The organism is uncultured Collinsella sp., assembly GCF_959026545.1.
GTDB lineage: Bacteria > Actinomycetota > Coriobacteriia > Coriobacteriales > Coriobacteriaceae > Collinsella.
On record NZ_CAUFLV010000002.1, the window covers coordinates 129,956 to 156,943 of the forward strand.

23 protein-coding genes are annotated in these 26,988 nt (G+C 63.2%); 15 read left to right on the forward strand and 8 right to left on the reverse strand.

Annotated elements, in window-relative coordinates; genetic code table 11:
• Positions 1 to 33: 33 nt before the first annotated feature.
• Positions 34 to 1,272 (reverse strand): MFS transporter, encoded by a 1,239-nt coding sequence (locus Q5Q88_RS01775; protein WP_294122362.1) that lies wholly within the window; start codon positions 1,270 to 1,272, stop codon positions 34 to 36.
• A gap of 451 nt (positions 1,273 to 1,723) precedes the next feature.
• On the opposite strand from Q5Q88_RS01775, the gene asnS reads away from it, so the two are divergent.
• The 6 genes from asnS (at position 1,724) to Q5Q88_RS01805 (ending at position 8,210) form a co-directional block, all read left to right on the forward strand.
• Positions 1,724 to 3,127, forward strand: coding sequence for an asparagine--tRNA ligase (gene asnS / locus Q5Q88_RS01780; protein WP_302741456.1), 1,404 nt, complete (start codon positions 1,724 to 1,726; stop codon positions 3,125 to 3,127).
• A gap of 430 nt (positions 3,128 to 3,557) precedes the next feature.
• Entirely contained in the window at positions 3,558 to 4,556 is a 999-nt protein-coding gene (locus Q5Q88_RS01785; RefSeq protein WP_118654093.1) for an ABC transporter substrate-binding protein, read from the forward strand.
• Between the two features lie 94 nt (positions 4,557 to 4,650).
• Positions 4,651 to 5,682: an ABC transporter substrate-binding protein gene (locus Q5Q88_RS01790; RefSeq protein ID WP_118654094.1), complete on the forward strand. Its 1,032-nt coding sequence runs from the start codon at positions 4,651 to 4,653 to the stop codon at positions 5,680 to 5,682.
• Between the two features lie 110 nt (positions 5,683 to 5,792).
• Complete coding sequence (locus tag Q5Q88_RS01795) at positions 5,793 to 6,713, forward strand: ABC transporter permease (RefSeq protein WP_118654095.1); 921 nt, start codon at positions 5,793 to 5,795, stop codon at positions 6,711 to 6,713.
• Positions 6,706 to 7,500, forward strand: a complete 795-nt coding sequence (locus Q5Q88_RS01800; protein WP_118654096.1) for an ABC transporter ATP-binding protein — start codon at positions 6,706 to 6,708, stop codon at positions 7,498 to 7,500. The genes Q5Q88_RS01795 and Q5Q88_RS01800 overlap by 8 nt, the downstream gene beginning before the upstream one ends.
• A gap of 203 nt (positions 7,501 to 7,703) precedes the next feature.
• Complete coding sequence (locus Q5Q88_RS01805; RefSeq protein ID WP_118654097.1) at positions 7,704 to 8,210, forward strand: hypothetical protein; 507 nt, start codon at positions 7,704 to 7,706, stop codon at positions 8,208 to 8,210.
• A gap of 133 nt (positions 8,211 to 8,343) precedes the next feature.
• Here Q5Q88_RS01805 and Q5Q88_RS01810 read toward each other — a convergent pair whose 3' ends face one another.
• From Q5Q88_RS01810 to Q5Q88_RS01820, 3 genes are read right to left on the reverse strand one after another with little or no spacing between them, the layout of a single operon-like run.
• Positions 8,344 to 9,960 carry a UDP-glucose--hexose-1-phosphate uridylyltransferase gene (locus Q5Q88_RS01810; RefSeq protein WP_302741458.1) on the reverse strand — a complete coding sequence of 539 codons (1,617 nt, stop codon included), beginning with the start codon at positions 9,958 to 9,960 and terminating at the stop codon, positions 8,344 to 8,346.
• Positions 9,951 to 11,165: a galactokinase family protein gene (locus Q5Q88_RS01815; RefSeq protein WP_302741460.1), complete on the reverse strand. Its 1,215-nt coding sequence runs from the start codon at positions 11,163 to 11,165 to the stop codon at positions 9,951 to 9,953. Before Q5Q88_RS01815 ends, Q5Q88_RS01810 begins: the two co-directional genes overlap by 10 nt.
• Before the next feature lie 51 nt (positions 11,166 to 11,216).
• Positions 11,217 to 12,293 carry an aldose epimerase family protein gene (locus tag Q5Q88_RS01820; RefSeq protein ID WP_294158036.1) on the reverse strand — a complete coding sequence of 359 codons (1,077 nt, stop codon included), beginning with the start codon at positions 12,291 to 12,293 and terminating at the stop codon, positions 11,217 to 11,219.
• A gap of 196 nt (positions 12,294 to 12,489) precedes the next feature.
• Between Q5Q88_RS01820 and Q5Q88_RS01825 the strand changes: the two genes are divergently transcribed.
• The 5 genes from Q5Q88_RS01825 to Q5Q88_RS01845 all read left to right on the forward strand — a co-directional run bounded on the left by Q5Q88_RS01825 (position 12,490) and on the right by Q5Q88_RS01845 (position 18,781).
• Positions 12,490 to 13,521, forward strand: a complete 1,032-nt coding sequence (locus Q5Q88_RS01825) for a LacI family DNA-binding transcriptional regulator (protein ID WP_294122345.1) — start codon at positions 12,490 to 12,492, stop codon at positions 13,519 to 13,521.
• A 226-nt stretch (positions 13,522 to 13,747) separates the two neighbouring features.
• A complete protein-coding gene (locus tag Q5Q88_RS01830) occupies positions 13,748 to 15,028 on the forward strand; it encodes a substrate-binding domain-containing protein (RefSeq protein ID WP_006720964.1) in 1,281 nt (426 codons plus the stop codon).
• A 186-nt stretch (positions 15,029 to 15,214) separates the two neighbouring features.
• Positions 15,215 to 16,723 carry a sugar ABC transporter ATP-binding protein gene (locus Q5Q88_RS01835; RefSeq protein ID WP_276670628.1) on the forward strand — a complete coding sequence of 503 codons (1,509 nt, stop codon included), beginning with the start codon at positions 15,215 to 15,217 and terminating at the stop codon, positions 16,721 to 16,723.
• 12 nt (positions 16,724 to 16,735) lie between these two features.
• Positions 16,736 to 18,388: a galactoside ABC transporter permease gene (locus Q5Q88_RS01840; protein WP_276674451.1), complete on the forward strand. Its 1,653-nt coding sequence runs from the start codon at positions 16,736 to 16,738 to the stop codon at positions 18,386 to 18,388.
• A gap of 87 nt (positions 18,389 to 18,475) precedes the next feature.
• Positions 18,476 to 18,781 carry a PTS sugar transporter subunit IIB gene (locus tag Q5Q88_RS01845; RefSeq protein WP_050754969.1) on the forward strand — a complete coding sequence of 102 codons (306 nt, stop codon included), beginning with the start codon at positions 18,476 to 18,478 and terminating at the stop codon, positions 18,779 to 18,781.
• Positions 18,782 to 18,906: 125 nt separating this feature from the next.
• On the opposite strand, the gene Q5Q88_RS01850 is transcribed toward Q5Q88_RS01845, so the two are convergent.
• From Q5Q88_RS01850 to Q5Q88_RS01865, 4 genes are all read right to left on the reverse strand, one after another.
• A complete protein-coding gene (locus tag Q5Q88_RS01850; protein ID WP_276674453.1) occupies positions 18,907 to 19,638 on the reverse strand; it encodes an SdpI family protein in 732 nt (243 codons plus the stop codon).
• A complete protein-coding gene (locus tag Q5Q88_RS01855; protein WP_006720969.1) occupies positions 19,616 to 19,906 on the reverse strand; it encodes an autorepressor SdpR family transcription factor in 291 nt (96 codons plus the stop codon). Before Q5Q88_RS01855 ends, Q5Q88_RS01850 begins: the two co-directional genes overlap by 23 nt.
• A 225-nt stretch (positions 19,907 to 20,131) precedes the next feature.
• On the reverse strand, positions 20,132 to 21,070 hold the full coding sequence (locus tag Q5Q88_RS01860; RefSeq protein WP_302741475.1) for an N-acetylglucosamine kinase: 939 nt from the start codon (positions 21,068 to 21,070) through the stop codon (positions 20,132 to 20,134).
• Positions 21,067 to 21,711, reverse strand: coding sequence for a hypothetical protein (locus Q5Q88_RS01865; protein WP_118654106.1), 645 nt, complete (start codon positions 21,709 to 21,711; stop codon positions 21,067 to 21,069). Before Q5Q88_RS01865 ends, Q5Q88_RS01860 begins: the two co-directional genes overlap by 4 nt.
• A 202-nt stretch (positions 21,712 to 21,913) precedes the next feature.
• On the opposite strand from Q5Q88_RS01865, the gene Q5Q88_RS01870 reads away from it, so the two are divergent.
• The 4 genes from Q5Q88_RS01870 (at position 21,914) to rplL (ending at position 26,895) form a co-directional block, all read left to right on the forward strand.
• On the forward strand, positions 21,914 to 22,615 hold the full coding sequence (locus Q5Q88_RS01870; protein ID WP_118654137.1) for a histidine phosphatase family protein: 702 nt from the start codon (positions 21,914 to 21,916) through the stop codon (positions 22,613 to 22,615).
• A gap of 241 nt (positions 22,616 to 22,856) precedes the next feature.
• A complete protein-coding gene (gene feoB, locus Q5Q88_RS01875; RefSeq protein ID WP_294158021.1) occupies positions 22,857 to 25,283 on the forward strand; it encodes a ferrous iron transport protein B in 2,427 nt (808 codons plus the stop codon).
• A gap of 606 nt (positions 25,284 to 25,889) precedes the next feature.
• Complete coding sequence (gene rplJ / locus Q5Q88_RS01880) at positions 25,890 to 26,411, forward strand: 50S ribosomal protein L10 (RefSeq protein ID WP_302741479.1); 522 nt, start codon at positions 25,890 to 25,892, stop codon at positions 26,409 to 26,411.
• Positions 26,412 to 26,517: 106 nt separating this feature from the next.
• On the forward strand, positions 26,518 to 26,895 hold the full coding sequence (gene rplL, locus Q5Q88_RS01885) for a 50S ribosomal protein L7/L12 (protein WP_118654108.1): 378 nt from the start codon (positions 26,518 to 26,520) through the stop codon (positions 26,893 to 26,895).
• Positions 26,896 to 26,988: the final 93 nt, after the last annotated feature.

Consider the following 26,988-nt stretch of genomic DNA (forward strand, 5'->3'; position numbering starts at 1 on the left):
CCTTATTGGTGCGTACCTCGGCACGCGTATGTGTTATGCGGGCTCGTCGTCCAAATTGCGCAGCGTGGGCGCGGCGAGAGCCACGGCTGTCACGGCGATCCACGCGATCGCCAGCACCATGAAGGTGCGCTCGATACCAAAACCGGCGATGAGCGTGGAGCCCAGAAACGTTCCCGCGGGAGCGACGACGAGGTAGAGTGCGTTGAGCGTACCCATGGCAGATCCGCGGCGTTCCTCGGGGATACGCTCGTAGGCGAAAAATCCCAACAGCGCGGATGCCGGACCCGAGAAAAGGCCCACGGCGGCGGCGCTGGCAAGAAGGAGCCCCGTGGCGGGCAGCGTGCCCATAATGCTCACACCCGCGGCCATGCCCACGAGCGAGAGCACGAACCATCCGCGACGGCTCAAACGACTTGAGAGCGCCGTGTAGATAAGGGATCCCAGTAACATGCCTATGCCCATCGCCGAAATGAAGACACCGGCGAGCTCGGGTGTGCGCTGTGAGGTGAAGTACGCTGGTAGCACAATGCCCTGCCAAGCCCCCATAACCATGGTGATTCCAAAGGACAGCAGCGTGGTGGCGCGGAGCAGGCGGTTGTTGGCGAAGAGTGTGGAGAGGCCGTCGGTGAGGACGGAGCGCGCGAGCGCGATGATGCCGCCTTTGCCGGCAGGGGAGTTGGCGGTGCTCGCCGGTGATATCGTCCCCACACCGTGGGGGAGGCTGGCGCTGGCGAGCGCGGCGGCGCATGAACAGGCGGCGGTGACCCAGAGCGCGTCGATGTCGTTGAGCAGCCCGATGAGCAACGCGGCGGCAGCCGGACCGACGATGCCCGTGAGGGCGTTGAGCGATTGGCTCGCACCCACGAAACGTTGGAGGTCTACGCCCTCACGCTCGCAGACCTCGGGCAGCAGGGCGTCGCGCGCGGTCATGCCGGGAACGTCACCCACGGCGCCGAGCAGCCCGAGCGCCACGAACCAACCGAAGGAGAGTCCCACCGTGGCGTCTATCACGGGCAGCAGGGCCACGCTGAGCGCCGAGATGAGATCGGAAGCGACGCAGATGGCCTTGCGGTTGACGCGGTCGAGCACCGCGCCGCCCACGATACCGAGGACGAACTGCGGTACGGCGCAAATGAGCGCGAGCGATCCGGCAGCCAGGGCATCGCCCGTGCGGGCCAACAGGACGAGCGGCAGCACCACGCCGGCGATGGAATTGCCGAGCAGCGACAGCGCATCGGAGATGAGGTAGCGCAGGACGGCGCCTTTGAACATGAGGTTCCTCTCGAACGGGGCGGTACATCCCGCCGTTGTTCGACAGTAAAAACCCCGACGTAGCGTCGTGGTCAAAGCCCTGCACAAACCTTTCACGATGTGTAATTCGGGGACGGGTGCATTTCGCACATCGGGGATGGACGCGTTTTTTTAGAAGAGCTCAACTGGGGTTTTGCCGCAAAAAACCACGGGCTACTCGACCACTTTCAAAATTCGTTACAAAATCGCCCGATTTGTGGCACCGACCCCGTCTGGGCACGCCAAAAGGCCGATCGCAATACGGCCACACGCGGTGCCTTTGCATCGATGGCCGTCCGGCCGTGATCGGGTGGAAGGACGGGGCGGCGCCCTTCCCAGTGGCTTCGCCGTGCTCGAACATACCTGCTAGAATGAACGATTGTGAGAAAACGCAACGCGCGGCACGACGCGCCGCGGATATGAAAGGAATGGCATGGATCGCACCAAGATCGCCCAGCTATACGCCGACGCCGAATCCCTCGGCGGCCAGACCGTGACCGTTGCCGGCTGGGTCAAGTCCGTCCGTGATATGAAGAACTTCGGCTTCGTCACCCTGAACGACGGCAGCTGCTTCAAGGACCTGCAGGTCGTCATGAACCGCGAGGCGCTCGCCAACTACGACGAGATCGCGCATCAGAACGTCTCCGCCGCGCTCGTGTGCACCGGCGAGCTCAAACTCACCCCGGAAGCGCCGCAGCCCTTCGAGCTCGCCGCGACCGAGATCGCGGTCGAGGGCGTCTCGGCACCCGACTACCCGCTGCAGAAGAAGCGCGCGACCGTCGAGTTCCTGCGCACCCAGCAGCACCTGCGCCCGCGCACCAACCTCTTCCGCGCCGTGTTCCGCATCCGTTCCGTGGCCGCCGCCGCCATCCACCGCTTCTTCCAGGACCGCGGCTTCGTTTACGTGAACACTCCCATCATTACCGCGAGCGACTGCGAGGGTGCAGGCGAGATGTTCCATGTCACCACCATCGATCCGGCCAACCCGCCGCTGGATGATAAGGGCAACGTGGACTACTCCAAGGACTTCTTCGGCGCGCCCGCCTCGCTCACCGTTTCCGGTCAGCTCAACGCCGAGAACTTCGCCATGGCCTTCGGCGATGTCTATACCTTTGGCCCCACGTTCCGCGCCGAGAATTCCAACACCACGCGCCATGCCGCCGAGTTCTGGATGATCGAGCCCGAGATCGCCTTCGCCGACCTCGCCGACGACATGGACCTCGCGGAGGATATGCTCAAGTACGTCATCCGTGATGTCATGGACAGCTGCCCCGACGAACTCGCCATGCTCAACAAGTTCGTGGACAAGGGCCTCGTCGAGCGCCTCACGCATGTCGCCAACTCCGATTTCGCGCGCGTCACCTACACCGAGGCCGTCGAGATCCTCGAGCGCGCCGTCGCCGCCGGCCATGAGTTCGACTACCCCGTGAGCTGGGGCATCGACCTGCAGACCGAGCACGAGCGCTTCCTCACCGAGGAGCATTTCAAGTGCCCGACCTTCGTGACCGACTATCCTGCCGAGATCAAGGCCTTCTACATGCGCCTGAACGACGACGGCAAGACGGTCGCCGCGGCCGACTGCCTGGTGCCGGGTATCGGCGAGATCATCGGCGGCTCCCAGCGTGAGGAGCGCCTCGATGTGCTCGAGCGCCGCATCGCCGAGCTGGGCATGGACGCCGAACAGTACCGCTACTACCTCGATCTGCGCCGCTACGGCACCTGCAAACACGCCGGCTTTGGCTTGGGCTTCGAGCGCCTGGTCATGTACCTCACGGGTGTGGGCAATATCCGCGACGTCCTTCCGCATCCCCGCACCGTGGGCAGCTGCGAGTTCTAGGGCGGCGCCCCTCGACTCGTTTGACCGGGCGGCGCCCCGGCTCGTCTGTGCGGGTTGCGCCCCGGTTCGTTTGTATGGGGCGCGCTCGGCTCGCTCAATTGAGGGTAACAATGTCGAAAATCCTGCCGGTTTTGCGGCTTGTTTTCGACATTGTTACCCTCTCTTCGCATGCGACGGCTGTGGTGCCGTGCCGGCCGCGAGACCTCGGGTCCCGCGAGACCTCGGCGGCCGCGACGCTTCGGCGGCAGCGCCGGCTCGTCGGCTGGGCATCAAGCCCCCGTCGTGTTACACGTCTGTAACGAGTTTGAGCGCGGCGCGGGGGCACGTTAGTATATCCCTTGCGTGCTTTTATACGGTAAAGCGCCTTATCAAACACGGCGTCGCCGGCATCTTGGCGGGCGCCCGGAACAGCGAAACGGAGTTGATCGCCATGCTGAGTATCTCGCGCAGGAACCTTATCACCCTCGGAGCGGGCTTTTTTGCCGCGAGTGCGCTTGCGGGCTGTGGCGATGACGGCAAAGCCGTCCCAGGCGGCGGCGCCTCCTCCAAGGACTCCTACAAGATCGGCGTGCTGCAGCTCACCGAGCACGGCGCGCTCGACCAGACCAACGAGGGCTTCGTGGCTGCCATCGAAAAGTCGGGCATCGACGCCAAGATTGACCAGCAGAACGCCCAGAACGACCAGTCCGCCTGCCAGACCATCGCGAGCAAGCTCGTGAACGACGGTGACGACCTGATCTTCGCCATCGCCACACCTGCCGCCCAGGCGGTCGCCGGCGCCACCACCGAGATCCCCATCGTGGGGTCCGCCATCACCGACTACGCGGAGGGCGGCCTCGTGGAGTCCAACGACGCTCCCGGCGGCAACGTCACCGGCACGTCGGACCTCACCCCCGTCGCCGACCAGATCGACCTGCTTCACCAGTTGCTGCCCAATGCCAAGACCGTGGGCATCCTCTACTGCTCCGCCGAGTCCAATTCCGAGGTGCAGGTGCAACTCGCCGAGGAGGCTCTTGACGACGCGGGTCTTGCGCATGAGCGTTACTCCATTTCTTCCTCCAACGAGATCCAGCAGATGGTCGAATCCATGGTCGGTAAGGTCGACGCGATCTACGCTCCCACCGACAACACCATCGCCGCGGGCATGGCGACTGTCTCCATGGTCGCCAATGAGAATAAGCTCCCCGTCATCGTAGGATGCGACACCATGGTCGAGGATGGAGGGCTGGCGTCGTATAGCATCAACTATTACGACTTGGGCTATAAGGCGGGCGAGATGGCCGTGAAGATCCTCACCGAGGACGCCGATCCCGCCAGCATGCCCATCGAGTACCTGTCGAGCGAGGAGTGCCAGCTCATCGTGAACCAGGCGACTGCCGACGCGCTTGCCATCGATATCTCGACCCTCGAGGATGCCCAGATCGTCTAAGCGATTGCCCGGGATACGGCGCCGTGCGCGCCTCGATCCTCGTCGTTTCCCTCAACCACGCCGCGCCTCCTTCCGGGCGCGTTAGGAGAATCTCATGACTGATATGACCTGTTCCCGCCGTTCGTTCGCGAAGGGCGTTGCCTGCGCCTCCGCATGTGCCGTGGCGGGCGGCCTTGGCCTTTCCGGCTGCGGCGGCGATTCTGCCGGCGAGGCCGGATCTTCCGATGCCAAGGCGGCCTCGTACAAGATCGGTGTTCTGCAGCTCACTGAGCACCCGGCGCTCGATGCCGCTAACAAGGGCTTTGTCGAGGCGATCGAAGCTGCCGACATCAACGCCAAGATCAACCAGCAGAATGCGCAGAACGACCAGTCCGCTTGCCAGACCATCGCGAGCACGCTCGTGAATGAGAATTGCGATCTGATCCTCGCTATCGCCACGCCTGCCGCCCAGGCGGTCGCGGGTGCAACCTCCGACATTCCCATCGTCTGCACTGCCATCACCGACTTCGCCGCCTCTGGGCTGGTCGAGGACAACGACGCCCCGGGCGGCAACGTCACCGGTACTTCCGATATGAATCCCGTTGCCGACCAAATCGACCTGCTTCACCAGTTGGTCCCCGACGCCAAGAAGGTCGGCCTGCTCTACTGCACTGCCGAGTCAAATTCCAAGATCCAGATCGACCTCGCCGCCGAACAACTCGATGAGCTCGGCCTGGAAGGTGTCGAGTACACCGCCTCCAGCTCCAACGAGGTCCAGCAGGTGGTCGAGTCCATGATGGGCAAGGTCGACGCGATTTACACGCCCACGGACAACACCATCGCCTCGGCCATGACCGTGATCGCCTCCATCGCCAATGAGAATAAGGTTCCCACGGTGTGCGGTGAGGTCGCCCATGTCGAGGCGGGTGGCTTGGCGAGCGTGTCGATCAACTACGAGGAGCTCGGCCGCCGTGCGGGCGAGATGGCCGTGCGCATTCTCACCGAGGACGCCAACCCGGCCGAGATGCCCATTGAGACCATGACCGCCGACGAGTGCGACCTGGTCTACAACCAGAAGACCGCCGACCAGCTCGGCATCGACGTGAGCTCCCTCGCCGACGCCGGCGGTACCGACGTGAGCGCATAGGGCGTGCGCATGGTACACTGACCTGCGCATCTATATCTGTCGCATAAGCGATGAACCCCGGCGAACACCTCCGTCGGGGTTCATTTGGCTCGATTTGAAGGAGGGACAACATGAGTGGTGCTCTACTCGGCGCCGTCTCCCAGGGCATTCTCTGGGGCATCATGGTCCTTGGTGTGTTCATCACCTACAAGCTGCTCGATATCGCGGACCTTACGGTTGACGGCAGCTTCGCGCTCGGCGGAAGCGTCTGCGCCGTGCTTGTAGTCGCCGGTGTCGACCCCCTCATCGCGATTGTCGCCGCGATGCTCGCCGGTATGCTCGCCGGTGCGGTCACGGGCTTTTTGCACACCGTGTTCGAGATTCCCGCCATCCTCGCCGGTATCCTCACGCAGATCGCCCTGTGGTCGGTCAACCTGCGTATTATGGGCAAGTCCAACACGCCCCTGCTGCAGCATGACACGATCTTCTCCCGCATGACGGAGGCGACGGGCCTCTCCATCAACGCCGGCTCCATCATCGTGGGCCTTATTGTGGCGGTCCTCATCATCGCCCTGCTGTACTGGTTCTTCGGCACCGAGATCGGCAGCGCCCTGCGCGCCACCGGCAACAACGAGGACATGATCCGCGCGCTCGGCGTGTCCACCGCCAAGACCAAGATGATCGCCCTCATGCTCTCCAACGCGCTGGTGGGCCTCTCTGGAGGCCTCATCTGCCAGAGCCAGAAGTACGCCGACATCGGCATGGGCACGGGCGCCATCGTCATCGGCCTCGCCGCCATCGTCATCGGCGAGGTGCTCGGCCGCCTCACTCCCGGCAAGCTCACCGGCTTCAAGAGCCGTCTGGTCTCCGCCGTGGCGGGATCCGTGGTCTACTTCCTCATCCGCGCCATCGTTCTCCAGATGGGCATGGACGCCAATGACATGAAGCTGCTCTCCGCCATCATCGTCGCGCTCGCCCTGTGCGTGCCCGTGGTATGGGAGAGGTTCAAGCTGCGCGCGAGCTACTCGAAGGGTGGTGAGGCAGATGCTTAAGCTGTCCCACGTCAAGAAGACCTTCAACCGCGGAACCGTTACCGAGAAGCGCGCCCTCACGGGCGTCGACCTCACGCTTGCCGACGGCGATTTCGTCACCGTCATCGGCGGTAACGGTGCGGGCAAGTCCACCCTGCTCAACATGATCGCGGGCGTCTACCCGCTGGATTCCGGTACGGTTGAGCTCGACGGCGAGGACATCTCCCGCCTCTCTGAGCCCAAGCGCGCCAAGTACTTGGGCCGTGTGTTCCAGGATCCCATGCGCGGCACCGCCGCCGACATGCAGATCGAGGAGAACCTCGCCCTCGCCAAGCGCCGCGGCCAGCGCCGCACGCTTCGCTGGGGTATCACCCGCGCCGAGCGTGAGGAGTACGCCGAGCTGCTCAAAAAGCTCGATCTGGGCCTCGAGACTCGCATGCAGGCCAAGGTGGGCCTGTTGTCCGGTGGCCAGCGACAGGCACTCACGCTGCTCATGGCCACGCTCACCAACCCGCGCGTGCTGCTGCTCGACGAGCACACCGCGGCGCTCGACCCCAAGACGGCTGCTAAGGTGCTCGAGCTCACCGAACAGATCGTCGGCGAGCGCAAGCTCACCACCCTTATGGTGACGCACAACATGAACGACGCCATCCGTCTGGGAAACCGCCTCATCATGATGCATGAGGGCCGCGTGATCTACGATGTCGCCGGCGATGAGAAGCGCGCCCTGACCGTGCCCGACCTGCTGCAGAAGTTTGAGGAGGTCAGCGGCGGCGAGCTCGCCAACGACCGCATGCTGCTGAGCTAGGAACGTCCTGGCGTCCTGGCATCCGGTGCGGCGCCGTAGCCCGCGCCGACATCGCCTATGTCCACACGCACATTGCCTATGGCTTCCTTCCGTTTGACCGGGTTGAATAGGAAGGAAGCCATAGGCATTTTTCTTAAGCGGGGATTGTGGGTACAAGGCTGAGAAAGCACAATTCCAATGCGCTGGTATGGAAGGGGTACACCATGAAGCTGCGGATTAAGGCGAAGCTCTTGAGCGTTCACAGCGAGGTGGAGGTGAGCACGACAGATAAGGAGGTCGTCTATTGTGCGGACACCGACCCGCTCTCCTCGCCGCGCCTCACGCGCCTCAAAGACGCCGAGTGCCGCGAGCTTGCCACTATCACGACCGCACGCCTTGACGCCAAGGACCGCGCGCATCACATCGTCATGGCTGATGGGCACACGTTCGATATCAAGCGCAAGTTCCGCACGCCTGCCAGTACGGTCGAGAGCTATCTCACCGTCGAGGGCGCGGATTGGCAGGTCGTGATGACGCGCGGTTGGACGAACCGCTTCGAGGTGCGTGACGCGGACGGCAGGGCCTACGTGGAGGCGAGGCAAGTCCCCATGGAGCGAAATGACACATACGAGCTGAACGTGAAGATCTCAGAGCACATGGATGAACTGATGGTCATGTGCATCGTCGCGCGCAGCATCATGGCGGCGGATGCACCGGCGAACGCCATGTAACTGGTTCTTGTACGGGCGTGTGTGAACCGGGCGAACGTCGCGTAGTGACCGAGTGAGGCTAGAACAAATGAGCGGACACGTTCAAGACGTGCCCGCTCAATGCATGTAAAGACGATGCGATGTCCGCTATTTCCTAGAGCGCGCTGATGAAGCGCTGCAATCCGGCGCGGCCCGTGTCGTTCCACTTGAATACACCGGCGTCTTCAAGTACGCCCGCAAACACTGCGGCGACCTCGTCGCGCAGGACGCGCTGAGCGTTCTCGCGCGTGAGGTCCGGATGACGTCGCGCCACCTCGGTCGCCCATTCGGCATGCGGGGCGGTGCGATCGTTGGCCTCAAGGTGCATGAGGAGCGTCGCTTCATCCTCGTTAGTTGCCCGCGCCGCCAACAACGTGTCCTCAACGCATGCGAGCTCGTCAACCAAGCGCGGAGGCAGAATCGCCAAGCCCATGACCTCGATGAGGCCGATGTTCTCCTTCTTGATGTGATGTTTGTCCGCATGGGGATGGAACACGCCAAGGGGATGCTCGTCGGTGGCGATGTTGCAACGCAGCGCGAGGTAGAGCGTGTAGTTCCCGTTTTCCCTCGTGGCAACCGGCGTTACCGTGTTGTGAGGCGTCCCATCTGGATCGCGTGGCGCGATACCGCATGACGCATCCGCGTGACCGCGCCATACCTCCAAGACGTGGGCGGCGGCATCGAGCACGCGGTCGCGCGATTCGCATGAGAGCCGCAAGACGCTCATGGGCCACTGGAGCACCTCGCCGCGGACATCGTTGAATCCCGGCATGGTGAATGTGCGTTCGACCTGCGCCCGCATCATTGGGAACACGTGGCGCCCGCCTTGGAAGTGATCGTGCGTGAGGATCGATCCGCCCACGATGGGAAGATCGGCGTTGGATCCCACGAAGTAGTGGGGCAGCGTATCGACGAAGTCCAGCAAGCGTGCGATGTTCTCACGGTCCACGTGCATGGGACGGTGCTCTTGGCTCATCGCGATGCAGTGCTCAGTGAAATACGCGTAGGGGCTGTATTGGAGCCCCCACGTTTCATTTCCGAGCTCGATGGGGACGATACGGAGATTTTGGCGCGCCGGATGTGCGCCCTGTGGGCTTGCCGCCGCCCGTCCTGCGTATCCCTCGTTGGACATGCACAGCTGGCAGGCGGGATAGGGCTCGGCGTCGTCAGCGCGCGTGAGGGCGGCAGCGATGTCGCGCGGGTCCTTCTCGGGCTTGGAAAGGTTGATGGTGATCTCGAGTTCACCCCACCGTGTCGGAGAGGTCCACTCGATATTGCGGGCGATCGCCGAGCGGCGCACGTATCCGACGTCGCAGCACAGACGGTAGAACCAATTGGTGGCGTCCAACGCTCCCTTTTCCCGGCGAAGGTCTTCGAATGAGCGGGCGATGTCGGAGGGACGCGGAGTGAGCCGCCCCATGATTGCCATCGAAGCGCGGTCTCGCCCGCCCGCACTGTCCTCGAACCTTCCGTTGGCCACGGCGACCTCGGATAGCACGGCGAGCGCGTCATCCAAGTCGAACGAGTCCTCATCGAACGTTTCGGTTCCCGTTTCCCAGGCCGTGCTCGGCGCAGGTCCTTCGGCTCCCATGGCATCGAGGAGCTCGTTGTATGCCCAGCGGCGATCTTGCGCATCGATGATGCCGCAGTCGATCGCATATAGAGTCATCTGCTCGAGCGCACACCTCACCTGCTCGTGCTCGTCGCATGTGGGGGTGTCGGTTACAGCCATGTTGCGGAAGCACCGTCCTCGGTGATGGCGTAGGTGCGGCAGGAGCCCTCTCCCAGCCATGCATCCATCCGCTGGCAGAACTCGGCGGCCAGCTCGACAGGGACGAAGCACTGGATGGAGCCGCCGAACCCGCCGCCGTGAATACGCACTGCGCCGCGTCCGTTCAGGATGTGCTCTGCCAGGCCCAGGGCGAGCATGGCGTGCTGCTCGCGCACGTCAACGCCGGAGGGGGAGACGTTTTGCAGGTACATGGCAGAGCTTGCGCCCGACTGGCGCGTGTAGGCGAGGAAGGCGTCGATGTCCCCGTCCTTCAGGGCTGCCCAGCGTTTGTCAACGAGGTCGTTCTCGTACCAGTAGTGAATGGCGCGCAGCACGGCGCGATCCCCGAGCTTCTCGCGGAGTGCCGGCACGGCGGCATCGAAATCGGCGGGGTCAACCTCGCACAGGCGCGTATGGCCGAGCTCTGCGGCGACCGCCTGCATCTCGGCGGGGGTGGCGGCGTACTCATGGGTGAGGTCGGTGTGGTCTGCTCCGACTTTCACCAAAACGAGGGAGTAGCCGTAGTCCTCGAAGGCGAGAGCGAGTTTTTCGGTGGCGGGTCGGGCGTTCTCGAAGTCCATGAATGAGAGCCCGCCCAGGCACACGGCGGCCTGGTCCATGAGGCCACACGGCTTGCCGTAGTAGTTGTTCTCGGTGCGCTGGCTCATTTGCGCCAGCGTGACGGGATCGACTGCGGGCGCTTCCCAGAGAGCCTCCATGGCCCGTCCGTATGCCGCCTCGACCGCCGCGGAGCTGGACAGGCCGCCGCCGGAGGGAACGGTGCATACGAAGGCGAAGTCGAAGCCCGCCGGGGTGCCACCGTGCGCGGCGATCTCATGAGCCATGCCACGCACGAGGCTGGCGGAGGTGCCGACCTCGTCTTCGCGCACGTCAAGGTCGTCGAGCTCGATGCTGAACGTGGGATACCCCTCGTCTGCGATGCGGACCGTGTTGGTGCCGTTTGCCACGGCGATGCCGTCCACCGAGACGTCGAGTGCACCGGCGATCACATGCCCGCCCTCGTGGTCGGTGTGATTGCCCGAGATCTCCGAGCGTCCGGGTGCGTGGATGGCGAGCACGTGGGCGTCGGCAGGGATGGGGCCGAACTCTGCCTCGTACAGCTCGCGAGCTTTGTCGAGCGCCTGAGTGCGGGTGATGGTTGTCATGGTTTGATCCTCCTATCCGTTCGCCGCGCGTATCGTGGCGTGTTGCGGTGATTAGCGGGTGGTCGAGAAGCGGTAGACGATGCGCTCCCGATAGGGTGCGTTTGGCGTGCAGACGGGCTGGTCCCATGCGGGATGATGCACCGCGTCGGGATAATACTCGGGCTCGAAGGCGAAGCCGCAGCGCGGCGTGTACGACGCGCCGTCCTTCGCCTGCGCATCGTCGAGCCAGTTGCCGGTGTAGAGATGGGCACCTGGAGCGGTTATGGCGACGTCGAGCGTCCGTCCACTCGTCGGGTCCTCGGCGTGAAGCGCGTGTCGCGGTGCCGCGCCGCGTTCGAATCCGTCGATGCAGAGGCAGTGATCGTATCCGCGCGCGCGGCGGAGCTGTTCGTCGACTTGGGTTATAAGCTCGCCCAACTGGTGCATCTTGCGGAAATCGAAGGGAGTTCCGGTGACGTCGAGCACCTCGCCGGTAGACACGCTGTCTTCGCGCACGGGCAGGTACGAGTTGGCGTCGATGCGGATGAGCTGGTCGTCGACCTGCCCGCTGTCGTGCCCGGCCAGGTTGAAGTAGCTGTGGTTCGTCATGTTGACGACCGTCTCGGCATCGGTGTCGCATTGATGCGATACCTCGAGGGCGATGGACCCGTCGTCTTCGAGAGAGAGCCGGTAGGTCACGGTGAAGGTGCGATTACCCGGTAGTCCGATCTCGCCGTCGGCGAGGTGGCAGGTGAGTACCAGGGCGTTGTCGGCATCGAGCGCGCGCGCCTCCCAAAGGCGCTTGTGCAGGCCGGTGTCGAGGTCGGAGTGCAAGTTGTTGGCGTGTTCCGGGCCATCGTTGGCGGGCAGGTGATACAGGGCTTCACCCAAAGGGACCTCGGCACGGTCGGTGCGGTTCGCGATGGGCCCGATGGTCGCCCCATAACAGGCGGGATTGTCGAGATAGCCGTCTATGGAGCCAAATCCGAGGACAATGTCCGCGATGGATCCCGAGGCATCGGGAACACGGACGGACAAGATGGTCGCTCCGAAATCCATGATCGATACGGAGGCTTCCTCCACTCGTAGCGTGTAGACGTGCACGTCCTCCCCGGTGGGTAGGGTGCCGAACGGTTCGGCTTCGATCATGCCGACCTCCTTGCAAGACGAAAGACGCTGTTTTCGGCGGGTGAGCGCGAAAAAGACGCATGAGTGCGCCGAAAACAATGTTAACGTACTCATAAATAAAAAAACACGCGACATACCCCATTTGGTCGATTTCGCGGCGTGAACGGTCGAACGACTCCACCGAGAACGGGGGTGCACGTTGATGGGAGGATATTTGATGGTCGATCGGGAAGTGGCCCTTGGCGCCACGCAGCGCGCGGGGCGCAACGTCTCCATGTCCGATGTCGCCGCCGCCGCCGGGGTCTCCCAGCAGACCGTATCCCGCGTGGTGAATGGGGCACCGAACGTGAGCAAGAAGACTCGGGCGATGGTTCTTGAGGCGATGCGAGAGCTGGGGTTCAGGCCCAACTACGCGGGCAGGTCGCTGCGAGGGGGGTGCTATCGCGCGGTGGGCCTGTGCGCATACGATGTCACGCAGGTGGGCAACCTCACCATGCTTGACGGCATCCTGGCGGCGGCATGCGCCCAGGGATGCGCGGTGACGATGGTGGAGATGGATGAGGAGTCTGCCTTCTCGCTGGAGGACGCCTCGCGTCGCATGGCCGCCCTGCCCGTCGACGCGATGATCATCGGCATGAGCCGCATGGCGCCCGATTTCGAGACGTTCGATCCTCAGCCGGGTATGAACACCGTCATCGTGACCATGTGCGCGCACCCGCGCGTGACGACGGTCGATTCCGACCATTACGGTTGCTCCAAGCTCGTGATGGACCATCTATTCGAGTACGGTCACGAGCAGATTCGCTTCGTGGGTGGCCCTGCCTTTTCCATCGACAGCATATTTCGCGAGGCGGGATGGCGTGATGCGCTCGCGTCTCGCAGGATCGAGCCCGTGGCGCCCCTGCGCGGTGACTGGACGGCCGACAGCGGCTACGAAGTCGGGCGCGCCCTTGCTGCCGATCGCACCATGACCGCCGTGTACGTTGCGAACGACCAGATGGCGGTTGGCGTCATCGCGGCCCTGCGCGAGGCGGGGCGCCGCGTCCCGGAGGATGTGAGCGTGGTGGGCATCGACGATTCGCTTAGGAGCATGATCCCCCATGTGGAGTTGACGACAGTTCGCTTTGATTTGAGGGAACGCGGCCGATTGGTGTTCGAACATGCCATGGGTTCGGTCGATGCGCCCATAGAGGCGGTGCGCATACCCGGTGAGCTGGTGCGTCGTTCGACAGTGGCGCCTCGCCCCTAGGCGCGCCGACGGTTCCGCCTCCGGTATCCAAAAACCGTCCACGTAGAAAAACAGACCTTCTGGCGATATAAGACGGGCAAGGGAGGTGCGTATGCCCTTGCGGTGTTAACGTTACCACAAGCACGAGACACGGCGTGTCCAAGAGAAGGGGGCGCCGGGTCGCCATGCGCAACCAGCGCATGGCGTGGTTCAATGCGATATCCCATCGCATGAAAGGAGCGTTTCAATGCAAGTTTCACGTCGTCAGTTCCTGCAGGTCGGCGGTCTGGGCCTCATGGGCGCCATGGGCGCCGGTGCCCTCGTTGGCTGCGGTGGCGGCTCCGAGGCCCCCGCTGGTAGCGAGCCCGCTGCCTCCGGCACCGACAAGCCGGTCATCTTCTACAACCGCCAGCCTTCCAACAGCTCCACCGGTGAGCTGGACATGACCGCGCTCAACTACAACAAGAACACCTACTACGTCGGCTTCGACGCCAACCAGGGTGGCGAGCTCGAGGGCACCATGATCGTCGACTACATCAAGGCCCACATCGACGAGATCGATCGCAACGGCGACGGTATCATCGGTTACGTCCTCGCCATCGGCGACGTGGGTCACAACGACTCCATCGCTCGTACCCGTGGTTGCCGTAAGGCCCTGGGCACCGCGGTCGAGAAGGACGGCGCCATCGTGTCCGACGCCGCCGGCACCAACACCGATGGCTCTGCTACCGTGGTCAAGGACGGCACCCTCGAGGTCGACGGTAAGACCTACACCGTCCGCGAGCTCGCCTCGCAGGAGATGAAGACCACCGCCGGCGCCACGTGGGACGCCCCCACCGCCGGTAACGCGATCTCCACTTGGGCTTCTTCCTTCGGCGATCAGATCGACGTCGTCGTCTCCAACAACGACGGCATGGGCATGGCCATGTTCAACGCCTGGTCCAAGGAGAACAAGGTTCCCACCTTCGGTTATGACGCCAACTCCGACGCCGTCGCCGCAATCGCCGAGGGCTATGCCGGCACGATTTCCCAGAACCCTGCCGTCCAGGCCTACCTCACCCTTCGCCTGATCCGCAACGTGCTCGACGGCGTCGACATCGACACCGGCATTGGCACGGAGGACGAGGCTGGCAACGTGATCGCCGCCGACGACTTCAAGTACAGCGCGGACGAGCGCTCCTACTACGCCATGAACCTTGCCGTAACGGCCGACAACGCCGACAAGTTCGTCGACGCCACCGCTCTGTACGAGACCGCGCAGGAGCAGCTCAGCGAGGATGATAGCCCGTCCAAGAAGATCTGGCTGTCCATCTACAACTCCGCCGACAATTTCCTGTCCTCCACCTATCAGCCCCTGCTCGAGAAGTACAAGGACATCCTCAACCTCGACCTCGAGATCGTTGGCGGCGACGGCCAGTCCGAGTCCTCCATCACCAACAAGCTCGCCGATCCCAGCTCCTTCGACGGCTTCGCCATCAACATGGTCAAGACCGACAATGGCGCTTCGTACACATCCTTGCTTGGCTAATCGGTTGGCCCGCGCTGCAAACACGGTTTCGTAGCGACTCATGGGGGAAGAGGCGGCGCTTCTTCCCCCTGATTTATGAGGGCGCCGGTGCATGTGGCTACTTTTCACGGCGGCGCCCTTCCTCTTTCCTTCGGCACATCCCGTCTTTGGAGAGGCGGGCTTTCGAGAGATACCGGGAGGGATTACATGACAGAATCACAGCAAGATATCGTCCTCTCCATCAAGGGGATGAGCAAGACGTTCGGGCGCAACCGCGTTTTGGATCACATCAACCTCGATCTGCGCCGCGGTAGCATCATGGGCTTGATGGGCGAGAACGGCGCCGGCAAGTCGACCATGATGAAGTGCCTGTTCGGCACCTATCAAAAAGACGAGGGCACCATCACGCTCGACGGTCGCGAGATCAGCTTCTCCGGACCTAAGGACGCGCTGGAAAACGGTATCGCGATGGTGCACCAGGAGCTCAACCAGTGCCTGGAGCGCAACGTCGTGGACAACTTGTTCCTCGGTCGTTATCCCGTCAACAAGATGGGCGTCGTCGACGAGGCGCGTATGCGCAAGGAGGCCAACGACCTGTTCCGCCGCCTGGGCATGACCGTTAACCTCACCCAGCCCATGCGCACCATGTCGGTGTCCCAGCGCCAGATGGTCGAGATCGCCAAAGCTATCTCGTACAACGCCAAGGTCATCGTTCTTGATGAGCCCACTTCGTCGCTTATGGCGCAGGAGGTGGAGAAGCTCTTCCAGATGATGCGCAAGCTTCGCGAGCAGGGCATCTCCCTCATCTACATCTCGCACAAGATGGATGAGATCTTCGAGATCTGCGATGAGGTCTCGGTGCTGCGCGACGGCAACCTCGTGATGACGAAATCCACCAGCGAGACGAACATGAACGAGCTCATCTCGGCCATGGTCGGCCGTTCGCTCGATAACCGCTTCCCGCCGGTGGACAACGTGCCGGGCGAGCCCATTCTGAAGATTCAGAACCTGTCCACGAAGTTCGACCCGCACCTGCAGGACATCACCTTCGACGTGCGCCGCGGCGAGATCTTCGGTCTGTACGGCCTGGTGGGCGCCGGCCGCACCGAGTTGCTTGAGACCATCTTCGGCATTCGCACCCGCGCTGCCGGCCGTGTGTATTTCCGTGACCACCTCATGAACTTCAGCAACGCCCGCGATGCCATGGATCACGGCTTCGCCCTCATCACCGAGGAGCGCAAGGCCAACGGCCTCTTCCTCAAGGGCGACCTCACGTTCAACACCACGATCGCGAACCTCGAGCAGTACAAGAACGGCCCCGCCCTGTCGAACGACAAGATGGTGCGCGCCACCAACCGCGAGATCAAGACCATGAACACGAAGTGCATGGGGCCCGATGATCTCATTTCCAGCCTGTCCGGTGGCAACCAGCAAAAGGTCATCTTCGGCAAGTGGCTCGAGCGCTATCCGCAGGTTTTCCTTATGGACGAGCCCACGCGCGGCATCGACGTCGGCGCCAAGTACGAGATCTACGAGTTGATCATCGACATGGCGAAGAAGGGCACGACGGTCATCGTCGTCTCCTCCGAGATGCCCGAGATCCTGGGCATCACCAACCGTATCGGCGTTATGTCCAACGGCCGTCTGTCCGGCATCGTTGACACCAAGAGCACGGACCAGGAAGAGCTCCTGCGTCTGAGTGCTAAGTATCTCTAGCGAGGGGGAGCTATGGCAACTACACCTAAGATCCTGACGGTTGAGGGGGAGACAGCCCTCCTGCAACCAATCGATACCTACATGAGCGGTATCCAGAGCAAGATCGATGAGCTTCGCTCGAGCGGCACCACCAAGGTGCTGTCGCTGCAGTCGAGCATCGACGCGATCAAGAGCGACCGCCTGCTCACCAAGCAGGAGCGCGAGCAGCAGATCGCCGCGCTGCAGAAGGAGATGGACGCGGCCAAGCAGGTCGAGAGCTCCCACAAGCAGCAGGTGGCAACGCTGATCGCCGACGGCGAGGCATACCTCAAGGCCCACTACGACAAGGAATACCTCACGCCGGTCAAAGAGAGCTGCGCGGCCGAGCGCGTCGTGGCGAAGGAGAAGTACCAGAAGCGCCTAGCAGAGCTCGAGGCCGAGCACAAGCAGCTGATGGCCAAAACCTCCGACGCCAAGGAGGCCAAGGAGGAGAAGTACGTCTACAAGAACAAGCAGTTCGATGCCAAGGTGACCTACCAGCTTGAGCTGCAGCGCATCAAGGATCGCCAGCACGACGCCGCGGCCTATCGCTATCACCTCATCGACCTGCTCCGTATGAGCCACTTCACGCTCGCCGAGAAGCTCGACCAGCGTTGGGAAGCCTATCGCTACACGTTCAACGCGCACGACTTCCTGCTGAACAACGGCCTCTACATCGCCATTCTGCTGGTGTTCGCGGGCCTGTGCGTGGCGGCGCCCATCGTGAAGGGCACTAACCTACTCACGCCGCAGAACCTGCTCAACATTCTGCAGCAGGCATCGCCCCGTATGTTCTTGGCTCTCGGCGTTGCGGGGCTCATCCTGCAGACCGGTACCGACCTGTCCATCGGTCGTATGGTGGGTATGAGCATGGTCGCCTCGACGGTCATCATGCACCAGGGCCCCAACACCGGTACCATCTTCGGCGTGGCATATGACTTCTCCGGCATCCCGGTGGTGGGCCGCATCGTCATGGCACTCGTCGTCTGCGTGGCGCTGTGCACGTTCTTCTCGGCGATCGCCGGCTTCTTCACCGCGCGGTTCAAGATGCACTGGTTCGTGTCCACCATGGCCAACATGCTGGTCATCTTCGGCTTGGTAACCTACGCTACCAAGGGTGTTTCGTTCGGCGCGATCGATCCTACGATTCCCAGCATGGTGACGCCTAAGATCAACGGCTTCCCCACGATCATCCTGTGGGCTATTGCCGCCATTGCCATCGTCTGGTTCATCTGGAACAAGACCACCTTCGGTAAGAACATGTTCGCCGTCGGTGGTAACCCCGAGGCCGCTGCCGTCTCTGGCATCAACGTCTTCGCGGTCTCCATCGGTGCCTTCCTGCTTGCCGGCGTGCTGTACGGCTTCGGCTCCTGGCTGGAGTGCATCCGCATGGTCGGCTCCGGCTCCGCTGCGTATGGCCAGGGCTGGGAGATGGACGCGATCGCCGCGTGCGTCGTCGGCGGCATCTCCTTCACCGGTGGTATCGGTAAGATCTCCGGCGTCACCGTGGGTGTCCTGATCTTCACCGCACTCACCTATGCGCTCACGATTCTCGGTATCGACACCAACCTGCAGTTCGTGTTCTCCGGCGTCATCATCCTTATCGCCGTCACGCTCGACTGCCTGAAGTACGTTCGCAAGAAGTAGTTGACCGACTACGGGGCCGGTGCCCCATCGATGCGATTCCCATCGCCCCTCGGAGTATCGGCGCTTCATGAGCCTATGGAGAATGTCATGAAGAAGGTATTCATTTGCTGCACGTCTGGTGTCACTACCGGTCTGCTCGTTCAGAAGATCGAACTCGAGGTCTCGAAGCGCGAGCTTCCGCTCGAGGTGGAGGCCCTTCCAATTAACGTGTTGGTCGAGCGGTTGTCGGAGGCCGACGCGATTCTGCTGAGCCCCCAGGTCGCATTCGCCCAGAGCGGCATTCGCGAGGCTTCCGACGTTCCGTTGGCGAGCATCGACCCAGATGTGTACGCGCGTGCCGATGTCGCGGCAATCGTCGACGCGGCGCTCGAGCTGCTCGCGTCAAACGCATAGGCACTGCCTACGCGCAAACATGAGCTGATGAAAGAGGCGGCGGCCCCGATGTTTGTCGGGACCGCCGCCTTGTTTATATCAGTTGGGGCGCAAAGGGGTGGAGGGCGCAAAGTGCAAGGGGTGCCTTAGCGTGTGCGAAGCGGCCTGTTCCCGTTGCGATACACGAGGAAGCTGTAGAGGTACGTCACGATGCTTGCACCCAGGACCGCGGCCATCAAAACCCAGAACGCGATCTCTCCGTGCTGGAGCGAGAGTGCGCCCGCGCCGACGACCGCAATTCCGGCCAATACGCACGCGATGCCGCAGAAGCGGTGCGTGAGGCGCCAGTTGTCATCGTCATTCAGCGCCCATGGGGTCCTTACGCCAAAGGTGTAGTTGCTCTTGATCTTGGGCATGTAATTGCCGAGTAGCATGAGGCCCACTCCCACCGCGATGCTCGTCGCTGCCCCGATGGGGCTGCCCGATTCGGGCAAGATGCCGAAGACGGTGAGTTCGGAGCTCCACGTCATGGCGACGATGAAGATCGTGAACAGGATGACGAACCCGGTGTAGAACAACCCCATGCGCTCGTACGCCTGGCCGCGCGGATCTATGCGCGGGATGATGTGGAACATGAAGAGGAATAGCAGGGGCAGCGCATCGAGGGCCACAATCGCGGTGCGCCCCGTCCATCCGTCGACGGTTCCGGCTGCGTCCCAGTGTGTGGGAATCATCTCGGGCATGTGGGGGAGCAGGGCGATATGTCCCAGCAGGCTCACGATGCACAGTGCCGTCAAGGCAATGAGGGTGCGGCGGCTCAGGGGGCTTGTGGAGTGTCCGGGCTTGGTCGCCCTTTTATCGTTCGACATGGTGCTCATTGGAATCTCTCCTATCGGTGAACGTGTAGAACCAACTCATCAGATCCTGCAATACCGTCGTGTCGAGGCTGTAGATGATGTTCTGGCCATCTCTGCGTGCCTCGACCAGGCCTGCTGCCTTGAGTGAGTTCAGGTGGTGGCTGAGGGACGGTTTCGTCATGTCGAAATGGGTGGCGATCTCGCCCGCAGTTAGTTTTCCGCCGCGCAGCAACTCGAGGATGCGCCTACGTGTGGGGTCGGCAAGCGCCTTGAACGCCTCTCCTCCCATCGATCCTCCAATCCTTGGGGTCTTGGGGTCGATCCACCCGTTAGGTGGACGGCCTTTCACTTGGTTGATATTAGAAGATTAGATATCTATCTAAATAATGTCAAGTGCATTCTTTGGGGTGAGGCGGATGATGGTCACTATCGTGGCAAAACGCCGCCTGGGCCTGCGCCAGCCCGTGCCGATGCGCAGCATGGCGCGCATCGGTGCTTCCGCGCTCCGTTGGGATCAGATGCCGCGGGTTTTGTTTTTGAGGAGGAGGACGGGGCCGAGGTCGGGTTCGTGTGCCGGTGCAACGAGGCGGCAACCGGGACCGAGCGCGCGGGCAAGCGGTTCGAGCAGAAGGTCGCCCGCGGCGAAGGTCCCGCCCACATACGTGACGGGGATGGACGCGCTCTGTGGCCCGCTGCGATGGAATAGCCCCCGGACGATCGCGTCGACCATGTCGGCCTCTTCTTGAGCGGCGCGTTCGAGGATGGCGAGAGCGGAGATGTCGCCGGCACGGGCGGCATCCGTGACGATCGGCGCGAGCGCGGAAACCGATGAGCGCTCGGCGTAATGACGCTGAGCCCACCCGATTACGTCGAAGTCATCGTCGATACCGAGTCTTTCGCGCACGAGTGTGTACAGGGCACCGCGCGCGTCGCGCCCATCGGCTTGACGGGTGAACGCTCGCAGGGCCTCCTTGCCCAGCCAACCGCCGGACCCCTCGTCACCGAGCTCGTAGTCCCATCCGCCGCAGCGCATGCTCTCGCCTCGACAGACGCCCAGCGCGATGGACCCGGTGCCGGAGATGATGGCGATGCCGTCCGCACAGTCCAGTCCTGCGGCCCAGGCGGCCTCGACGTCGTTGACTAACAGATGGGGCCGTGCGCCGGCGATGCGTTCCACCACCTCGTCCATGCGTCGCGATACATCGGCGCCCTCGCCGTAGCCGCAGAGGGCGAAGCCGATGCCCATGCTGGGAGCACCGGGCTCGATGCACGTGTGGGCGGCTCGATCGAGTCCCCAGCAGACGCCTTCGGAAAGGACGCGCTCCATGCCATCGAAGCCCACTTGCGCGTAATGGCAGGTGCCCAGCACCAGCCGATCGACGAAGGTGATGTCATCGTCATACAGGGAGAAGGCGGTTTTAGTTCCGCCTCCGTCGACGCCGAGCCACATCATGGGCAATGCCTTTCGTAGAAGTTGGTCGCTAAGGGGTAGAGGGGTGCGGGAAGGGGGCATGGGGCGAGCAGGATGCCCGAGGCGGGTCCATCGATCATGTCGTTCACGGCACGGCGTGAGCGGATGGCGGCGATTAGCTGGTCGATGCGCTCGGAGCGTGCGCGGCGCATACGGCCCATACGAGGGCTGCGTGCACACGGCTCGATGAGGGAGCCGCCGCCGCACGCAAGTCCGCCGCCCCAGGGGACGCCGGCCTCGCGACAAGACGCCGCGAGGCGCATGAGCGCGTGTTCGGCGGGAGTGCAGGCATAGGCGTCGGTTGCGGCGAGCGCGTATAGGGGGCGCACGTGGCCGGGAAGCGCCCCGGCGATGCGCGCAGCCTCTTCTGGACCTGCCGATTCGGCCGCGCTTGGGATGGGCGGCACGATGCGTTGGACGCGGATATCCCGCGTTTGGGCGATGCCGTCTAGCTGTTGGGAGGCGAACGTGCGCTCGTAGACGCCGAGGGCCTCCTCGAGGTCGTCCGCAAGGTGGAGCAATGCGGCTCCGAGCTTCCCTGTGCCCGCGTCGAGCAGTGCGAGGCCGATGGTGAACCCGCAAGCGGGATCGGCATCCTCGGAGTGTGGGAATTGAGCGGCCATCACGGGTCCTTGCGGGGTGGAGGGCAAATGAGATTGAGGATTACTCTAACGCGTCCGCGCCGCAACGGAAAGGGCGAAGTTCTCGGTGAAGCTCGATGAGGATGTCGCATGATGTGAGGGCGTAGCGATGGGGAAGGGGCCGTATAATGCCGTACCGTAACGATGCCCGCTCCGCGAGTGAAAGGTCTGGCTCGTGTCCCGCATGATCTACCTCGTCCGCCATGGTCAGACGGTATTCAACACACGCCTGCTGATCCAAGGCCGCTGCGACTCGCCGCTTACCGACCTCGGCCGCGAGCAGGCCCGCGCCGCGGCCGCCTGGCTGCACGGGCGCGGCGTCCAATTCGATGCGGCGTTCTCCTCGCCCGCCGAGCGCGCCTGCTCGACGGCGGAGATACTGTGGGGTGGGCCGTATGCGCGCCTCATGGGCCTGAGCGAGCGCTCTTTCGGTGCGCTCGAGGGGACCGACGTGCTTGCGCTGCCCAAGCCGATGGGCGATTATCCGGTGGCGTTCGGGGGAGAATCCGAACAGGAGCTGACCGAGCGCCTGAACAGGGCCATGCGCGCGATCGCATGTGGGGACCTGGAGCGGGACGCGGCTACCGAGCACACTTCCGCGTCCGCAGCGCTACCCATTCCGGGCCGCAGCGACGCTCCCATCGAGGCGTGCGCGATCGAGCCCCTTCCGACGGGTGCTCCGCGCACGGGAAACGTCCTCGTCGTGAGCCACGGGGCCGCGTGCAAGACGTTTGCACGAGCCTGGAGCGAGTTCGCCCAGGACGAACTCCCCGACCCCTTCCCCAACTGTTGCGTGCTCGTGTATCGATACGACCATGGCCGCTTCACCTTGCTCGAGGCTGCCGACCCCGCCTCGCACCTCGGTGGCGAGGGGCTCCCCATCTAACGCGTCTGCTGGGATGGCGCGTCCCGCGGCTCGTGCGCGGCGCCCCGTGCCTCCAGGCGCTCTGCGCGACGTTCCGCTTTGCCCCTCGGTTCGCTCGTTTCGCGACCGAGATCGAGATTGCGGAAATCTGGCTGCATGGCTTCTGTCGTTGCCGGTCGCGTTATCATCATCACGAATGACAGCCATGGGTAACATGTGCCGCGCCCTCGTGAGACTGGATCGGGCGCGATGGGAGGGCGGAATGGAACACGCAATCGACACGTCATCAGAGCCGACGGGCACGGAGCCCGAAGCTTGCGTATGGCCCCTGCGCCTCGATCATCTGGAGATCGGCAAGGACGCCGTCGTCGCATCGGTTGACTCGGACGACCAGGCGCTTCGTCAGCATATTCTCGACATGGGCCTCACCCCGGGCACCGAGGTGACCATGATGAAGTACGCGCCCATGGGCGATCCGATCGAGATTCGCCTGCGCGGTTACGAGCTCACGTTGCGCCGTGCGGATGCGGCCCGCATCGCGTTGGCGAATATCCACGACGCGCACAAGCTTCAGCGCGAGAACGCCGCGGTCGGTTCGACCGAGCATCCGGCTCTGGGGGAGAAGGCCTATCGCCCCCGTCCCGGTGCCCATTCGATTCCCGCGGGGAATCCCATCGCCTTCGCCCTCGCCGGCAATCAGAACTGCGGCAAGACCACCTTGTTCAACCAGCTCACCGGATCGAACCAGCACGTGGGCAACTTTCCCGGCGTGACGGTCGACCGCAAGGACGGCCAGATCAAGGGGCATCCCGAGGCGACCATCACCGACCTGCCCGGCATCTACTCGCTTTCGCCTTATACGAGCGAGGAGGTCGTGAGCCGCAATTTCATCCTACAGACGAAGCCCGACGCCCTCATCGACATCGTCGACGCCACCAACATCGAGCGCAACCTCTACCTTACGATGCAGCTCATGGAGCTCGATTGCCCCATGGTGCTCGCCCTCAACATGATGGACGAGGTTGCCGCGAACGGCGGCACCATCGACGTCAACCTGCTCGAGAGCATGCTGGGCATTCCGGTCGTGCCCATCTCCGCCGCCAAAAACGAGGGGACGGGGGAGCTCGTGGAACACGCGATGCATGTCGCGCGTTACCGCGAACGTCCGGGTCGTCTCGACTTCTGCGCGCCCAACGGACCCGATGGCGGCGCCCTGCATCGCTGCATCCACAGCGTCGCGCACCTGATCGAGGACCACGCGAAGGCAGCGGGGATTCCCGTGCGCTTCGCTGCGACCAAGCTTGTCGAGGGCGATACTCTGGTGCAGGAGGCGCTCGGCCTCGATCAAAACGAGCTCGATGCGCTTGAGCACATCATAAGCCAGATGGAGGGGGAGTCCGGGAAGGACCGGCTCTCGGCCTTGGCGGACATGCGCTTCGCGTTCATCGGCGAGGTGTGCCGTGCCTGCGTGGTCAAGCCCCGCGAGAGCCGCGAACACAAGCGCTCGGTGGCGATCGACCGCATCCTCACCGGTAGGTTCACGGCGTTTCCCGCGTTCCTGCTCATCATGGCGCTCGTGTTCTGGGTCTCGTTCGGCTCCCTCGGTGCATGGCTGCAGGGCCTGATGGAGGAGGGGGTCTCGTGGCTGACCGGCCTCGCGGCCGGCGCGCTGGCGGCCGCCGGCGTGAACCCCGTGGTCCAGTCGCTCGTTATCGACGGCGTGTTCGCGGGTGTTGGCAGCATGTTGTCGTTCCTGCCGCTTATCGTCGTGCTCTTCCTGCTGCTCTCGATGCTCGAGGACTCCGGCTACATGGCGCGCGTCGCGTTCGTGATGGACAAGGTCCTGCGCCGCTTCGGCCTGTCGGGGCGCAGCTTCGTGCCCATGCTCGTGGGCTTCGGCTGCAGCGTACCGGCGATCATGGCGACGCGCACCCTGCCCTCCGAACACGACCGCAAGATGACCGTCATGCTCACCCCGTTCATGAGCTGCTCTGCTAAGTTGCCCGTGTACGGCCTGCTCACCGCAGCCTTTTTCGCTCGCAACAGCGTGTTGGCAATGGTGTCGCTCTACTTACTGGGCGTCGCCGTCGCCGCCGTGGTGGCGCTCGTGCTCAAACGTACGGCGTTTAAGGGCGAGCCGGTGCCGTTCATCATGGAGCTGCCAAATTACCGCCTACCCTCCGCCAAAACGACGGTGATGCTCGCGTGGGACAAGGCGAAGGACTTCATCCAGCGCGCCTTCACCATCATCTTCGCGGCGAGTATTGTCGTGTGGTTCCTGCAGACCTTCGACGGCCAGCTCAACGTGGTGTCCGATCAGTCGCAGAGCCTCCTTGCGGGCCTCGGCGGCATCATCGCGCCCGTGCTCGCGCCGCTCGGCTTTGGCGATTGGCGCGCCTCGACGGCGCTCGTGACCGGACTGCTCGCCAAGGAGAGCGTGATCTCCACGCTCGCGGTGCTGCTGGGGACGGAGTCCGCCTCGGCGCTTACCTCGCTGTTCACGCCGCTTACCGCCTATGTCTTCCTCGTGTTCACGCTGCTGTACCCGCCGTGCGTGGCGGCAATCGGTGCGGTGAAGAACGAGCTGGGCCCGCGTTGGGCGGTCGCGGTCTTTGCCTTGCAATGCGGGGTGGCGTGGATCGCTGCGTTCGTCGTGCGCATAGTCGGCACCGCCTTGGGCTTTGCCTAGCGGCACTGCGTGTGATTTGGGAGCGGCCGTGCCTTTGACCCGTGCCCTTTGCGCGGCCTTGCCCGGGGCTCTGGCGCCCCCCCTGCCCGGGACCCCAGTTCCGCCTAGCCCGGGGCCCTAGCACCCCCTTGCCCGGGTCTCAAATTCCGCCTAGCCCGGGACCTTTGTGAGGAATCCTATGTTTGAAATAGCCGTTTCGTTTCAAATCCATGATTCCTCACAGAAAAGGGCCTGGTAATGTGATTTATCATGGGTTTGAAACGAACGAGGATGTTTCAACGAGCGCAGGGCCAACGAGCGCACCGTCAATGTGTGCAGCTTGTGCGCGATTAGCGTCGCCACCGTTGCCACTTGACGCCCACTTCCTTACTTGCGATACTACCTAACCGCACACGCACGATTCGCTGCCAGAGACAGCCGGTTCCCGCGTGCCCGCTCAGACGGGTGCAAGGGAGTAAAGGGGCAACCCGCCAGCCGAGGTGGTTGAGTAGATATGTCTTCTCACCCCCGTCGCTCTTGCAGCGCGGGGGTTTCTTTTTCGAGACACACCCCCGCCACTCTTAAGGCGGGTCGTGCCCGGGAAAGAACAAGAAGGAGGTGTACCACATGCCAAAGCAGTACAAGATCGATGCAGTTGCCGAGATCGAGTCCAAGCTCGAGTCCAACGCCGGAGTCTTTGTCGTGGCTTACAACGGCCTCACCGTTCTTCAGGCTCAGGAGCTCCGCAAGCAGCTTCGTGAGTGCGGCGCTCAGATGAAGGTGTATAAGAACAACCTCGTCCGCATCGCCCTGGAGAACAAGGAGCAGCCGAACCTCGACGAGATCCTGGCCGGCCCGCTCGCTTACGTCTTCTTCGAGGAGGAGCCCGTCAGCGCCGCCAAGGTGCTCAAGGAGTTCGCCAAGAAGTCCAAGGGCGTTCTCGAGGTCAAGGGCGGTATCTCTGACGGTCAGGCTGTCACCGCTGCCGAGGTCGACGCCATCGCCGAGCTCCCCAGCAAGGATCAGCTCCTGGGTCAGATCGCCGGTCTCATCAGCGGCTTCGCTCGCGACATCGCTGTCTGCGTCAACGGCGTTTCCTCTGGTCTCGCCCGCACCGTTCAGCAGATCTCCGAGCAGAAGGCAGCCTAGTCGGCGGCCTTCCCGCGGCCGCCTAAGGCCGCACCTCTGGCGCTTTGCGCGCCGTACTTTAGTTTGATCTCCCTGCCAGATGCAGGGAAACCGAAAGGACTTAGAAATGGCTAAGCTTACCACCGATGAGATCATCGAGGCTCTGAAGGAAATGACCCTGCTCGAGGCTTCCGAGCTCGTGAAGGCTATCGAGGAGACCTTCGGCGTTTCCGCCGCCGCTCCTGCCGCCGTCGTGGCCGGCCCTGTTGCCGCTGCCGAGGAGGCCGAGGAGAAGACCGAGTTTGACGTCGTGCTCGAGGGCTTCGGCGACAACAAGATCCAGGTCATCAAGGTCGTCCGTGAGCTCACCTCTCTCGGCCTCAAGGAGGCCAAGGAGGTCGTCGAGAACGCTCCTAAGGCCGTCATCGAGGGTGCCAAGAAGGAGGACGCCGAGGCTGCCAAGGAGAAGCTCGAGGCTGCCGGCGCTGCCGTCACCCTCAAGTAGTTTCCTGCAGGTGCATCGCCTGCAAGCTGCCTGAGCGTACAAGCTCTTTGCAAGGCGGGATCCACTCAAGTGGGTCCCGCCTTTTTTATGGAT